The organism is Candidatus Accumulibacter propinquus (assembly GCF_056856495.1).
In genome coordinates this window covers 441,439-455,785 of record NZ_JBSEHC010000006.1, presented here as the reverse complement: position 1 = coordinate 455,785, position 14,347 = coordinate 441,439, and the positions used below count along the sequence as shown (strand labels likewise).

Genomic DNA, 14,347 nt, shown 5'->3' with positions numbered 1-14,347 from the left:
GTCCGGCGGTTATTGACAAGGAGTCCGAGTTGCACTGGTGGTTGGCATACATTGCGCTAGGCCTGTTTACCGGTTTCTTCGCCGGCATGCTCGGCATCGGCGGCGGGCTGGTGATGGTCCCGACGCTGACCATGATGTTCGCTGCGCAGGCAGGCGTTCCCGCTCGGCCGAGGTCCTGCATCTGGCGCTCGGCACGTCGATGGCGGCGATCCTGTTCACCTCGCTGGCCAGCCTGCGTGCGCATCACCGGCATGGCGCCGTGCTGTGGCAGATCGTCGCCCAGATCACGCCGGGCATTCTCGCCGGAACGCTTGCTCGGCACCCTGTTCGCCGCGCGCGTCCCGGCCAGGCCGCTGGCCTTGTTTTTCACCGTCTTCGTCTGCCTGGTGGCGGTACAGATGATCCTCAACCTGAAGCCGAAACCGTCGCGCGAGTTGCCCGGCGCCGTCGGCGTGTTTGCCGTCGGCACCGGCATCGGCGCGATTTCCGCGCTGGTCGCCATCGGCGGTGGCTCCCTCACCGTGCCCTTCCTGACCTGGTGCAACGTCCGCGTGCAACATGCCATCGGCACGTCGGCGGCGGTCGGATTTCCCCATCGCCCTGGGCGGCTCGCTCGGTTACATCTTCAACGGCTGGGAGCACACCGGCCTGCCGCCAGGGAGTCTAGGCTACGTCTACCTGCCGGCCCTGCTCTGGCTGGTGCCGTCGAGCATGCTGATCGCTCCGCTTCGGGGCAAGACTGGCGCACCGACTGCCGGTCGCGACGTTGAAGCGCCTCTTTGCCGGGGTGCTGATTCTGCTGGCAGGCAAAGATGCTGTGGAGTCTCTTCGGGTGAACCGCCGCGCGACAATCCTCGCGAACGGTGATCAGCGACCGCGAAAATCCGGCTTGCGCTTTTCGAGGAACGCCGACAGCCCTTCGCGATAGTCTTCGGTATCGAGAAAGGCAAACGAGGCGCGCAGTTCCTGCTCGCTGAGCGGCACATCGTGCTGCAGGCGCCGCACCCATTGCTTGTGCCAGGTGGCGACCAGCGGCGCCCCAGCGCAAATGCGCCGGGCACTCGCATAGGCCTCGGCAACCACTTCGACATCGGCGACGACACGGTTCACCAGGCCCTTGGCCAGGGCCTCGGCGGCGCCGAGAATGCGGCCTTCGAGCAGGATTTCGAACACCGTCGCCGCCCCGGCCAGACGCAACAGACCTTCCATCTCGCCGGGATACATCGAGAAGCCGAGCTTGTTGATCGGCGCTCCGAAGCGTGACGACTCGCCGCAGACGCGCAGATCACATTGCGCGGCGATTTCCAGGCCACCGCCGATGCACGCACCCTGCAGCAGGGCGATCGTCGGGTGGCGACAGTCGAACACCGCCTGCAAGGCAGCGCCAACCTGTGCGTGATACGCCAGCGCACGCTCCAGGGTATCGCGCCGGATGCAGGAACTCCTCGATGTCGCCGCCCGCGGCGAAACGCCTGCTCGCCATCGCCCCGCAGGACGACACAGCGCACCTGCTCGTCGCCAGAAATCTCGCTGCAATACCTCGGCGAGCTTCTGCCACATCGCAAAATCGATGCGCGTTGAGTTTGCCCGGATTGGACAGGGTGACGGTGGCGATGGCGTCCTCGCGGACACAAAGGATGCGCCCGCTCACGCCATCGCCTCCAGCTGCGGCTGACTTCTGGCCACCGCCTGCCGCCCCGCCAGAATGTGATCGTGCATCAGTGGTCTGCGCGCGCGTTGCGTCGCCGGCCCGGATCGCCGCGAGAATCGCCGCGTGTTCCGCCAGAGACTGCTGCAGACCGACCTTCGATGCTCAGGGAAAACAGGCGCGTCAGCTTGAGCACCTTGCGCAGGTCCTGGATCGCCTGCCGCAACCAGCGGTTGCCGGACATTTCCTGGATGCGCAGGTGAAACTCCTGATTCGCCTCGAAGAACCGCTCGATCTGGTTGCTGCTGGCGAAAAACGTCGAGTTGCCGATGAATCGCCTCAAGTTCGGCGATTTGCCCCGGCTTGCGCCCGGTGCGTCGCTTCCAGCGCGCAGCGCCCTTCGAGCATGGCCATGACCGGGAATATTTCGTCCAGATCCTGCTCCGAGATCTCGGTCACGAAACAGCCGCGGCGCGGCCGCAGCGTCACCAGGCCTTCGGCCGCCAGAACCTTGAGGGCTTCCCGCAAGGGCGTCCGGCTGATGCCATAATCGACCGTCAGCAGTTGTTCGTCAATCCGGATTCCCGGCGGCAACTCGTGCGCGAAGATTCGCTGCCGTAGTCGTTCAGCGACTTCCTGGTAGAGGGCAGTCTGGGCGATGCGACTCGGAGCCATCGATCTTTTTCGCTAAGACTGGTTCAGGGTCTCCAAGGGACCTTGCTTTCATAATTATGGATACAGTATTATTCGCGGGGCGGGGTGTCAAGCGTTAAAATCACCGAAACGGCGAGCGCGGCACCCTTGGTCAGTCAGGGCCCCTGCGTCGTCAGGCGGGAGTACCGCCTCAATCCACAGATTTCTTGAAAGGTTCCGTCATGTCCAACGCGAACAATGCTGCACCAAGTGATTCTGCAAGTCTCGATGCCTGGAAAAAGGCTGCCGCCAAGTCGGCGCCGGGCGGGAATGTCGAAGCACTGAACTGGGTCACTCCCGAAGGTATCGTCGTCAAACCCCTGTACACCACGGCAGGATCTCGACGGGCTGCAGTACACCGATACGCTGCCCGGCCTCCCGCCCTTCGTGCGCGGTCCGCAGGCCACGATGTATGCCGTGCGGCCGTGGACCATTCGCCAGTACGCCGGCTTCTCCACGGCCGAGGCCTCGAATGCCTTCTATCGCAAGGCGCTGGCCGCCGGCGGTCAGGGCGTCTCGGTGGCCTTCGACCTGGCCACACACCGCGGCTACGACTCCGATCATCCGCGCGTCACCGGCGACGTCGGCAAGGCCGGCGTGGCGATCGATTCGGTCGAGGACATGAAGATTCTGTTCGACGGCATCCCGCTCGAAAAGATCTCGGTGTCGATGACCATGAACGGTGCCGTGCTGCCGATCCTGGCCGGCTACATCGTTGCTGCCGAAGAGCAGGGCGTGCCGCAGGAGAAACTCTCGGGGACCATCCAGAACGACATCCTCAAGGAGTTCATGGTCCGCAATACCTACATCTACCCGCCGAAACCGTCGATGCGGATCATCTCCGACATCATCGGCTACACCGCGCAGCACATGCCGAAGTTCAACTCGATCTCGATCTCCGGCTATCACATGCAGGAAGCCGGCGCGACGCAGGCGCTGGAACTGGCGTTCACCCTGGCCGATGGTCGCGACTACGTGAAGACGGCCATCGCTTCCGGTCTCGACGTCGACGGTTTTGCCGGCCGGCTCTCGTTCTTCTTTGCCATCGGCATGAACTTCTATCTCGAAGTGGCGAAGCTGCGCGCTGCCCGCCTGCTGTGGTGGAAGATCATGCAGGAATTCTCGCCGAAGAGCCCGAAGTCGATGATGCTGCGCACCCACTGCCAGACCTCCGGCTGGTCGCTGACCGAACAGGATCCCTACAACAACGTCGTGCGGACCACCATCGAGGCGATGGCTGCAGTCTTCGGCGGGACGCAGTCGCTGCATACCAATGCGCTCGATGAAGCCATCGCCCTGCCGACCGAGTTCTCGTCGCGCATCGCCCGCAACACGCAACTGGTCATCCAGGAAGAGACGCACATCACCAACGTCATCGATCCCTGGGCCGGCTCGTACATGATGGAGAAGCTGACGCAGGACCTGGTGGACGAAGCCTGGAAGATCATCGAGGAAGTCGAGAGCATGGGCGGCATGACGCACGCCGTCGAATCCGGCTGGGCCAAGATGAAGATCGAGGGCTGCGCCGCCGACAAGCAGGCACGTATCGATTCCGGCAAGGACGTCATCGTCGGGGTCAACAAGTACAAGCTCGCCAAGGAAGACAGCGCTCGACATTCGCGACATCGACAACAACGCCGTCCGCGACTCGCAGATCGCGCGCCTGAAGAGCGGTCCGCGCCAATCGCGACACCGACAAGGTCAATGCGGCGCTGGCCGACCTGACGCGCTGCGCCGAAACCGGCGAAGGCAATCTGCTCGACCTCACGGTCAGGGCGATGCGCCTGCGCGCCTCGGTGGGCGAAGTCTCGGACGCGATGGAGAAGATCTTCGGCCGTTTCCGTGCCACGCAGCAGACCGTTTCGGGTGTCTATGGCGCGGTCGTCGAAGGCATCGCCAGCTGGGAAAACGCTCAAGGCAGAAATCGTCAGGTTCAACGACGAGGAAGGCCGCCGGCCACGGATCATGATTGCCAAGCTCGGTCAGGACGGTCACGACCGCGGTGCCAAGGTGGTGGCTACCGCCTTTGCCGACCTCGGCTTCGACATCGACGTCGGCCCGCTCTTCCAGACCCCGGAAGAGGCCGCTCGCCTGGCCATCGAGAACGACGTGCACGCGGTCGGCGTATCCTCGCTCGCCGCCGGCCACAAGACGCTGTTGCCGGCGCTGGTGCAGGCGCTCAAGGATCAGGGTGCCGACGACATCATTGTCTTCGCCGGCGGGGTGATTCCGGCGCAGGACTATGACTTCCTGTTCGCGGCCGGCGCCAAGGCCATTTTCGGCCCCGGCACACGCATCGAGGACTCGGCCATGACCGTGCTGGCGGAAATCCGCAAGGCACGTTCGCAGGCAACGGCCTGAACGCGCCGCACTCACGGTAGCGCATGGATATGACCAGTGCCTCCGCCGGCAGCCTGGCGGCTGCCGACCAGCACCTCGTTGACGGCGTCCTGAGCGGTCGCCGCCGGGCGCTGGCCAAGACCATCACCCTCGTCGAGTCGACGCACCAGCGACCACCAGCGGCGTGCGCGACAGGTGTTGACGGCATTGCTGCCGCACACCGGACGGACCATTCGGGTCGGTATCTCGGGCGCTCCCGGTGCCGGCAAATCGACCTTCATCGAGTCGCTCGGGCATGTATCTGATCGACAGGCGGAAAGCGCGTCGCCGTGCTGGCCGTGGACCCCTCGTCGTCGGTTTCCGGAGGTTCGATTCTCGGCGACAAGACGCGCATGGAGTTGCTGTGCCAGCGCGACGAGGCCTTCATCCGACCGAGCCCTTCGGCCGGTTCGCTGGGCGGGGTGGCCGACAAGACGCGTGAAGCGATGCTGGTCTGCGAAGCGGCCGGTTTCGACGTGATCATCGTCGAGACGGTTGGCGTCGGGCAATCCGAAACGACGGTCGCCGGCATGGTCGACGTCTTCGTGTTGCTGCAGTTGCCGAACGCCGGCGATGACCTGCAGGCAATCAAGAAGGGGATCGTCGAAATTGCCGACCTGATCGTCTTCAACAAGGCCGACATCGACGAACGCGCCGCCGCTTTCGCCCGCGGCCAGATGAAAGCGGCGCTGACCATGCTGCGCAGTGCCAGCCCGAACTGGCGGCCGCCGGTACTCACCCTCAGCGCCCTGGCCAAGCGCGGTATCGCTGAATTCTGGGCCGAGATCGAACGCTACCAGAGCACCCTCACGGCCACCGGCGAATTCGACGAGAAGCGCCGTCGGCAAGCCGTGGACTGGATGTGGAACCTGATCGATTCCGGCCTGCGCCGCTATTTCCGTGCCCATCCGGCCGTGCGCTCGGCGCTGCCGGAACTGTCACGCGACGTCGCCGAAGGGCGCACCACGCCCGGTGCGGCAGCGTCGCGACTGCTGGCCTTTCTGAAGCACTGATTGCAGGGATCGGACCGAGATCCTCCGACCTGTTTGAGTAGTTCTGATTGACGCGAACGTTAGGGAGTAGAACTTATGCACGACATCATTCGCCAGCTTGCAGAAAAGCGCGCGGCGGCCTGTCTGGGTGGTGGCCAGAAGCGCATCGACAACCAGCACAGCAAGGGCAAACTGGCTGCCCGCGAGCGCATCGAACTGTTGCTCGACAGTGGCTCTTTCGAAGAGTGGGACATGTTCAAGGAGCACCGCTGCAACGACTTCGGCATGGCCGAGCAGTCGGTACCGGGCGACGGTGTGGTCATCGGCTGCGGCACCATCAACGGCCGGCTGATGTTCGTCTTCTCACAGGATTTCACGGTCTTCGGTGGCTCGCTGTCGGAGGCGCACGCCGAAAAGATCTGCAAGGTCATGGACCATGCGATCAAGGTCGGTGCCCCGGTGATCGGTCTCAACGACTCCGGCGGGGCGCGCATCCAGGAAGGTGTCGCGTCGCTCGCCGGTTACGCCGACGTCTTCCAGCGCAACGTTCTCGCCTCGGGTGTGGTGCCGCAGATTTCGCTGATCATGGGGCCCTGCGCCGGCGGCGCGGTCTATAGCCCGTCGATGACCGACTTCATCTTCATGGTCAAGGACTCGTCGTACATGTTCGTCACCGGCCCGGAAGTGGTCAAGACGGTGACCCACGAAGACGTGACCTCCGAAGAACTCGGCGGCGCGGTCACCCACACCACCAAGTCCGGCGTCGCCGACCTCGCTTTCGAGAACGACGTCGAAGCCTTGATGATGATTCGCCGCTTCATCAGCTTCCTGCCGTCGAACAACCGTGAAAAGCCGCCACGCCTGCCCTCGCAGGATCCCGCCGACCGCCTCGACTTCTCGCTCGACACACTGGTCCCGGACAACGCCGAACAAGCCGTACAACATCAAGGAACTGATCATCAAGGTCGCCGACGATGGCGACTTCTTCGAACTGCAGCGCGAATACGCCAAGAACATCGTCATTGGCTTTGCGCGCATGGATGGTTCGACGGTGGGCATCGTCGCCAACCAGCCGCTGGTCCTGGCCGGCTGCCTGGACATCAAGAGTTCGATCAAGGCTGCCCGCTTCGTCCGCTACTGCGACGCCTTCAACATCCCGGTGGTGACCTTCGTCGACGTTCCCGGTTTCATGCCCGGGACCGCGCAGGAGTACGGCGGGATCATCAAGCATGGCGCCAAGCTGCTCTATGCCTACGCCGAGTGTACGGTACCCAAGATCACCGTGATCACCCGCAAGGCCTATGGCGGTGCCTACGACGTGATGGCTTCGAAGCATCTGCGCGGCGATGTGAACTTCGCCTGGCCGTCGGCCGAGATCGCGGTGATGGGTCCAAAAGGCGCGGTCGAGATCATCTTCCGCGAGGAAAAGAACGACCCGGCCAAGCTGGCGGCGCGCGAAGCCGAATACAAGGCCAAGTTTGCCAACCCCTTCGTGGCCGGTGCGCGCGGCTTCATCGACGACGTGATCATGCCCAACGAGACTCGCAAGCGCATCTGCCGCTCTCTCGCGATGTTGCGCAACAAGCAACTGGAAAACCCGTGGCGCAAGCACGGCAACATTCCGCTTTGATACCACGGGGAGAAATAAGAGATGTTCAAGAAAATTCTGATCGCCAACCGCGGCGAGATTGCCTGCCGGGTCATGAAGACCGCCAAGAAAATGGGCATCAAGACGGTCGCGGTCTATTCCGAAGCAGACAAGGATTCGATGCACGTGCTGACCGCCGACGAGGGAGTATGCATCGGCCCGGCGGCCTCCAAGGAATCGTATCTGGTGATCGACAAGATCATCGCCGCCTGCAAGCAGACCGGTGCCGAAGCGGTACACCCGGGCTACGGCTTCCTTTCCGAGAACGAGGAGTTCTCGCGCCGCCTCGAAGACGAAGGCATCATCTTCATCGGGCCGAAGCACTATTCGGTCGCGGCGATGGGCGACAAGATCGCTTCCAAGAAGCTGGCCATGGAAGCCCGGGTCAACACCATTCCCGGCTACAACGCCGAGATCACCGATTCCGCGCAGGCCGTGGAAATCGCCAAGGGGATCGGTTACCCGGTGATGATCAAGGCCTCGGCGGGTGGCGGCGGCAAGGGACTGCGCGTCGCCTTCAACGACAAGGAAGCCTTCGAGGGCTTCGAAGCCTGCCGCAACGAAGCGCGCAACAGTTTCGGCGACGATCGCGTGTTCATCGAGAAGTTTGTCGAAGGACCGCACCACATCGAGATCCAGGTCATCGCCGACTCCTTCGGCAATACCGTCTACCTGCTCGAACGCGAGTGTTCGATCCAGCGGCGGCACCAGAAAGTCCTCGAAGAAGCGCCCTCGCCGTTCATCGACGACAGCATCCGCAAGGCCATGGGTGAACAGGCGGTGGCGCTGGCCAAGGCCGTCAACTACCAGAGCGCGGGCACCGTCGAGTTTGTCGTCGGCTCGGACAAGTCGTTCTACTTCCTCGAAATGAACACCCGTCTGCAGGTCGAGCATCCAGTGACCGAAATGATCACCGGCGTCGACCTCGTCGAATTGATGATTCGCGTGGCCGCCGGCGAGAAGCTGCCGTTCACCCAGGACGACATCAAGCCCAGGGGTTGGGCGATCGAGTGCCGGATCAACGCCGAGGACCCGTTCCGCGGCTTCCTGCCGTCGATCGGCCGGCTGGTCAAGTACCGCCCGCCGGCGACTACCGACGGTGAAGTCCGCGTCGATACCGGCGTCTTCGAAGGCGGCGAAATCTCGATGTACTACGACTCGATGATCGCCAAGCTGATCTGCCACGGCAGCACCCGCGACCAGGCGATCAACCGCATGCGCGACGCGCTCAACGCTTTCGTGATTCGCGGCATCGACTCGAACATACCCTTCCAGGCGGCGCTGATGCAGAACGCGCGCTTCCTGTCGGGCACCTTCACCACCTCGTTCATCGCCGACGAATATCCCAGCGGCTTCGTCGCCGCCGATGTCGTGCACAGCGATCCCGGCCTGCTGGCCGCCGTCGCCGCTTTTGGTCGCCGCCGTTACATCGACCGCGCGGTCAAGGTCAGTGGCCAGATGCCGGGCCACGAGCGCAAGGTCGGCAGCGAGTGGGTGGTCCAGATCGAAGGCAAGGACTACCCGGTCGTCCTGCACCCGATTCCCGGCGGTTACTCGGTCAGCCACGGCACCGACCGTTACGACCTGGTTTCCGACTGGCGTTTCGGTGAACTCGTCTTCCACGGCACCTGCAACGGCGCGCCGCTGTGCATGCAACTCGAACGCATCGGTCTGCTCTATCGGGTGGTCCACTTCGGCAAGCAGGTCAAGGCCACGGTGATGACCGCCAACGCCGCGCGCATGCTGGCGCTGATGCCGAAGAAGGTGCCGCCGGATCTCTCCAGGTTCCTGCTTTCGCCGATGCCGGGCCTGTTGCGGGAAGTCTCGGTGGCGGAAGGCGAAGCCGTCGCCGCCGGCGAGAAACTGGCGGTGATCGAAGCGATGAAGATGGAAAACGTCCTCAAGGCCGAGCGCGACTGCAAGGTCAGGAAGGTCGTCGCCAAGGCCGGCGAAAGCCTGTCGGTCGATCAGGTGATCATCGAGTTCGAATAAGCCCGGGCCGGCAGATCCAGCGCTGCCCAAGCAGCCCGCCACCCGGCGGGCTTTTTTATGCCTGGCACGGCGGGCCATCTCCCGCCCAAACGGCACTCAGACGGTTCGCCCGCCCAGCCTGACCGCTTCCTGACGCGCTCTTCGCGCCGCCTCTTCATCACTCGCCGCGTCGATGACCTGCATCACTTCGTCCAGATCGGCGGTTTTTTCCACCAGCGGGACGTGCCCGTCGAGTACGCTCTCCGGGTGCAGCGTGCCGGCCTCGTAGCGCAACCAGATTTCCCGGCCATAATTGCTCGACAGCAGGTCCGGCGCAAACTGGCCGAAGTAGGCCTTGAGGTTGTCGACGTCACGCTCAAGAATACGCCGGGCGTTGTTGTTGGCCGCCGCGTCCATCGCCTGCGGCAGGTCGATGATCACCGGCCCTTCGCTGTCCACCAGCACATTGTATTCGGACAGGTCGCCGTGCACGATTCCGGCGCAGAGCATGCGCACCACCTGGCGAATCAGGATCGCGTGAAACTGACGGGCAAGCGCTTCGCTGAGCAGCACATCGTTGAGCCGCGGCGCCGGTTCGCCGGCGGCATCGGTCAACAGTTCCATCAGCAGCACGCCCGCGTGGAAGTTGTACGGCGTCGGCACCCGCACACCGGCCGCTGCAAGGCGATACAAGGCGTCGACCTCGGCGCTCTGCCAGGCGGACTCCTGCTCCTGCCGGCCGTAGCGCGAGCCCTTGGCCATCGCCCGCGCCTGCCGGCTGTTCCTGGTCTTGCGGCCTTCGGTGTAATCGACGGCCTGCCGGAAGCTGCGCTGCTGGGCCTCCTTGTAGACCTTGGCGCAGCGCAACTCGTCGCCACACTGGACGACATAGACCATCGCCTCCTTGCCGCTCATGAGTTGGCGAAGCACCGCGTCGACCAGACCGTCGGTGACCAGAGGCAATAATCTGCTCGGGGTTTTCATGATCGAGCCGGGTACTCGCGGCCGGAGCCGGCGCGCATCGCGCCCAGTGGACCGTTCTTGCGGGTGAGGGGACTTCCTGATTGCATGGACACATCCTGCTGGGTTGGTGAGGGAGAAAAAACAGTATGGCGCAGTTGAGAAGACCAGCGCTGTACGGCCTGGCGCTGCTCCCGGTGCGAGATCAAGGAGAACTTACCCTTCGCGAATGGCGGCAATGCTGCTGCCTGCCCGGCGCCACCTGCGGTCGGCCCACACTCTGCTCATCGACGCAACACGAAAACCCATGGGAGCCTCTCTGTAAAGGCCCGGACTGCTGCATCTTCGCCACAGCGGAATCATTGTCCGGTTCGACCGTGATCGTGTTATAGATACAGGATACCACTTGGCAACTTGGAGACATGGACAGCGTTATCGAAGCCATCATCGCCGGACAACCGGATGAAGCTCTAATCCGCTTGTGGGTCAAGGCCGAAGCAACGGTTGAGCGGCATTATGGAGCTAACGGTCATTGCAGTTGCCGCCGCCCCGGATGATGAAAGAAGATGCGGGTTGGGAAGCGGCGGGTAGAGGTCGCGCAACATTTTGGCGGCTCGACCCCGCAAGCTAACGTGACCCGCTGAACCGACTCGTACCCCGGATTGCTGCCATCGAGCGCACACATTACAAGGGCCGTTGGCGACCTGTCGCCTTCAGGCAATTTCGGTTCTGGCACCCACCGCCTCCCGCGTTCAAGTTTATGGCGAAAGGAGACGGTATGGAACTGGTTCCGATCCACAAGCGGGTCATTGGGCTGGATATTCATCAGGCCCAGGTCACGGCGTGCGCGATCATCGAGGAATCGGGCGGCGAGACACGACTCGAGCAGCGGCAATTTGGCGCGTTCAAACGGGACCGGCGGGAGCTGGCGGTCTGGGCGGCGGCGCTTGATCCGGACGAAGTCGTCATGGAAAGCACGGGCATCTACTGGAAGAGTCCGTATGCGGCGCTGGAGGCGGTCGGTATCCGGGCGACGGTGGTCAATGCCCGTCATGTCAAGCAGGTGCCGGGACGCAAGACGGATGTCGGAGATGCCCAGTGGCTGGCCACCCTGGCGCGAGCCGGTCTGCTCCGAGGGTCTTTCGTGCCGCCGGCCCAACTGCGCGAACTGCGTCTGATCGCCCGGCAACGGCAGAAGCTCGTCGGGCTGCTCTCGTCCGAGAAGAACCGCATGCACAAAGTGCTGACCGATGCCGGCATCCGTCTGGGCGTGGTGGTCAGCGATATCCATGGTCAGTCGGCACGCGCGATGATCAAGGGGATTCTCCGGGGGCAGGCTCCGCATGAGGTTCTTCAACGCGCCAGTCGACGTCTCAAAGCCAGCCGCGAGGAATTGCACGATGCCCTGCAGGGCGAATTGACCGCGAGTCACGTGTTCGTTCTTGACGAACTATTGCGGCATATCGAGGAACTCGAAGCGCGCATCGCCCGTTTCGACGCCCGCCTGCTCGCCGAATTGGCGAGCGAGCACAATGCGCTCGCCCTGCTGCAAACCTTACCTGGCGTCGATCTCATCGGCGCCGCCATGCTGCTCGTCGAGATCGGCAGCGACATGAGCGTCTTCGGCACCTCGGACCGCCTAGCCTCCTGGGTTGGCCTCTGTCCGGGCAACAACGAGTCGGCCGGGAAGCGCAAATCGGGACGCGTCCGCAAGGGCAATCCCTACGTCCGCCGACTCCTCTGTGAGTTCGCTCACGCCGCCAGCCGCACCAAATCGGCGTTCCAGGCCAAGTTCCAGTCGTTGATCGTTCGTCGTGGTCACAAACGCGCCATCGTCGCTTTGGCTCACAAAATGTTGCGCACCATTTTTTTCATGCTCAAGCGTGGCGAACATTACCGGGATTCCGCCACCAACTATGAGCAGCTCTCCGTGCAGCGCAACGCCTCTCGCTGGATCAAGGCGCTAACTCGCTTCGGCTTCATCCCCGCAGCCGCTTGATTCACGACAACCGATCTCCATGACCGCTCGCGGTCAGGTACTCGCGCGCTTGGAGACTGGGTTCTTTCACATTAAAACCCCATGACCAAAATCAACGAGTTACGCAAGCCACACTGGTCTGGCCCTTGCCGTCAGAGGTCCGAACCGGGTCGCAACCCGCGTCCGCTCATGCCATCGACACGATGATGGCTGGTTTCGTCGTCTTTTTGAGCCGTTGGCACCACCCATGGGCGCTGTAAGTGCATGATTCAATGAGTTGGGGTGGCTGCTCCATAATGCCGCGGTTGAGGGAGCGAAACAAGCCAGTATCTGGCAAACGCGCCATCCGCAACGGACAACACTAACTGTCCAATTTCACGACTGGCTGGAAGATCCCCACCCCGACTTCAGGAAAGCTATTGCACAAGATCCTCTGGCCCTCTTCGAAGCTCTGGACTGCTTGATCCTGACTCCCCCGAAAAGCGCAGGTGCCAGTAACTGAACGAATAACTTCTCAGCCCGTGCTCCTTGCAGTACGCAGTTTGTGTGCCCCCGCTCGCCCGCCAGGCGTCAACATGCCTTCGCCAGCGTGCTTCCAGTTACCCTCCTTTGGCCATCTCTTCCTCCTGTCGAAAACCGGGAGGTTGCTCCACCTATCGGCTCTTTTATAGGTGGATCGGCTGAACGCTTACTTCTCGACCACGCCAGCACCATGTCGCAAGCCATCAGTGCCCGGCGGGCGCGGCCGATTTCCAGGTGGCCGAAGTGCCCCACTATGCCGAGTCCCGGACTATGCCGAGTCGCTCCACCGAGATAGCCCGTTGGCGCCCAGAACAAGGCCCCGGACCGGCGCGGCGAGCGGTTTACCCGGCATAGTCGGCGCCCCTTCAAAGCGCCTTGAGGAAAGCGAGCAAGGCATCGTCCGGTTTGTAGACGCCAGGGCATCCCTCATGGGGTGTGGTCTTGGCGAGGATCTTCTCCCGCATCGCCAGATCGGCCTCCAGGTAAATGTGGGTGGTTTCGACCGACTCATGGCCCAGCCAGAGCGCAATCACCGTTGTATCGACGCCGGCCTGCAACAACTCCATGGCGGCCGTATGCCGCAACGTATGCGGCGATACATGCTTCGTTCGCAGCGATGGGCAGCCCTCACGGGCGGTGGCGACGTGCTGCGCCAGCAGATACTGGACCCCATCGTTACTCAATCGGCCACCACGGCGATTGGGGAAGAGGATTTGCCCTTCCCCGAGCGCGAGTTCCTTCAGCCAGGCTTGCAGAACGGCCGCTGTTTGTTTGGTGAGCGGAACGCAGCGTTCCTTGCGCCCCTTGCCCAGCACATGGACATGGGCACCGGCGCCAAGATGGGTATCCTCGCGGGTCAGCGCGGTCAACTCAGACGAGCGCAGGCCGGTCTGCACCGCCAGGAGCAGCCAGGCGTGGTCGCGGCGGCCCGACCAAGTGCTCTGGTCGGGGGCGACGAGGATCGCGTCGACTTCCGGCCGCGACAAGTAATGCACCTGCTCATGAGCGCAGCGTTGGGCGGGAATCGCGAGCACGCGCTGGATTTGCTCGGCGTGCTCGGGCAACTCGAAGGCGGCATAACCGAAGAAGGAACGGATGGCGGTGAGCCGCAGGTTGCGGCTGCGCGCCCCGATCCCCCGCTGCGCCTGCAGGTCCTCGAGAAAAGCGCTGATCAGCGGCGCATCAAGCGCTTCCCAGGCGAGCTGGGACGGCTCTTTGCCGAGACGGGATTTTGCAAACTGGAGCAGTAAGCGAAAGGTGTCGCGATAAGAACGGATCGTATGGGGGCTCGCTTGCCGCTGCTGCATCAGGCGTTGGGTGAAGAAGCGGGTCAGCTGTCGCGGCCAATCTGAAACCGGTTCAAACCTGACGACATGAAACTGGATTTTCTTCCGGGTTGGTCGGTTTCGCATCTGGGGTCTTCTTCGCTGTTTGGGTGTTCTTCGGTGTTCTTCCGGGATCGTGTATTAGCCGGGGTTGCGACTTGGCGAGAGACACGAGATGGGGAAGACGGAGAAGCGGACGTGCCTGAACTGCGGCGAGCCATTCACGGCTGA

The 14,347-nt window shown here is 63.0% G+C and carries 5 protein-coding genes and 6 pseudogenes; 6 read left to right on the top strand and 5 right to left on the bottom strand.

Annotated elements, in window-relative coordinates; genetic code table 11:
* The first annotated feature begins 86 nt into the window (after nt 1-86).
* Nucleotides 87-836: pseudogene (locus AC15MQ_RS20310) on the top strand (sulfite exporter TauE/SafE family protein).
* Nucleotides 837-867: 31 nt separating this feature from the next.
* Here the strand turns inward: AC15MQ_RS20310 and AC15MQ_RS20305 are convergent.
* Both AC15MQ_RS20305 and AC15MQ_RS20300 read right to left on the bottom strand, forming a co-directional pair.
* A pseudogene (locus AC15MQ_RS20305) lies at nt 868-1,651 on the bottom strand (enoyl-CoA hydratase/isomerase family protein).
* A pseudogene (locus AC15MQ_RS20300) lies at nt 1,648-2,323 on the bottom strand (GntR family transcriptional regulator). The pseudogenes AC15MQ_RS20305 and AC15MQ_RS20300 overlap by 4 nt, the downstream one beginning before the upstream one ends.
* A 200-nt stretch (nt 2,324-2,523) precedes the next feature.
* Here AC15MQ_RS20300 and scpA point away from each other — a divergent pair.
* From scpA to accC, 4 genes and pseudogenes are all read left to right on the top strand, one after another.
* Nucleotides 2,524-4,702: pseudogene (gene scpA, locus AC15MQ_RS20295) on the top strand (methylmalonyl-CoA mutase).
* Between the two features lie 29 nt (nt 4,703-4,731).
* Nucleotides 4,732-5,733, top strand: a pseudogene (gene meaB / locus AC15MQ_RS20290) (methylmalonyl Co-A mutase-associated GTPase MeaB).
* Nucleotides 5,734-5,808: 75 nt separating this feature from the next.
* Nucleotides 5,809-7,342 (top strand): annotated as a pseudogene (locus AC15MQ_RS20285) (acyl-CoA carboxylase subunit beta).
* Between the two features lie 21 nt (nt 7,343-7,363).
* Nucleotides 7,364-9,352: an acetyl-CoA carboxylase biotin carboxylase subunit gene (accC, locus tag AC15MQ_RS20280; protein ID WP_287653616.1), complete on the top strand. Its 1,989-nt coding sequence runs from the start codon at nt 7,364-7,366 to the stop codon at nt 9,350-9,352.
* Between the two features lie 96 nt (nt 9,353-9,448).
* Here the strand turns inward: accC and AC15MQ_RS20275 are convergent, their stop codons facing one another.
* Entirely contained in the window at nt 9,449-10,315 is an 867-nt protein-coding gene (locus AC15MQ_RS20275) for a PA4780 family RIO1-like protein kinase (protein ID WP_483081141.1), read from the bottom strand.
* A 754-nt stretch (nt 10,316-11,069) separates the two neighbouring features.
* Between AC15MQ_RS20275 and AC15MQ_RS20270 the strand changes: the two genes are divergently transcribed.
* Nucleotides 11,070-12,290: an IS110 family RNA-guided transposase gene (locus AC15MQ_RS20270; protein WP_332335577.1), complete on the top strand. Its 1,221-nt coding sequence runs from the start codon at nt 11,070-11,072 to the stop codon at nt 12,288-12,290.
* Nucleotides 12,291-12,685: 395 nt separating this feature from the next.
* Here AC15MQ_RS20270 and tnpA read toward each other — a convergent pair whose 3' ends face one another.
* Both tnpA and AC15MQ_RS20260 read right to left on the bottom strand, forming a co-directional pair.
* Complete coding sequence (tnpA, locus tag AC15MQ_RS20265) at nt 12,686-12,868, bottom strand: IS66 family insertion sequence element accessory protein TnpA (protein WP_483081197.1); 183 nt, start codon at nt 12,866-12,868, stop codon at nt 12,686-12,688.
* 288 nt (nt 12,869-13,156) lie between these two features.
* A complete protein-coding gene (locus AC15MQ_RS20260; protein WP_483081140.1) occupies nt 13,157-14,203 on the bottom strand; it encodes a site-specific integrase in 1,047 nt (348 codons plus the stop codon).
* Nucleotides 14,204-14,347: the final 144 nt, after the last annotated feature.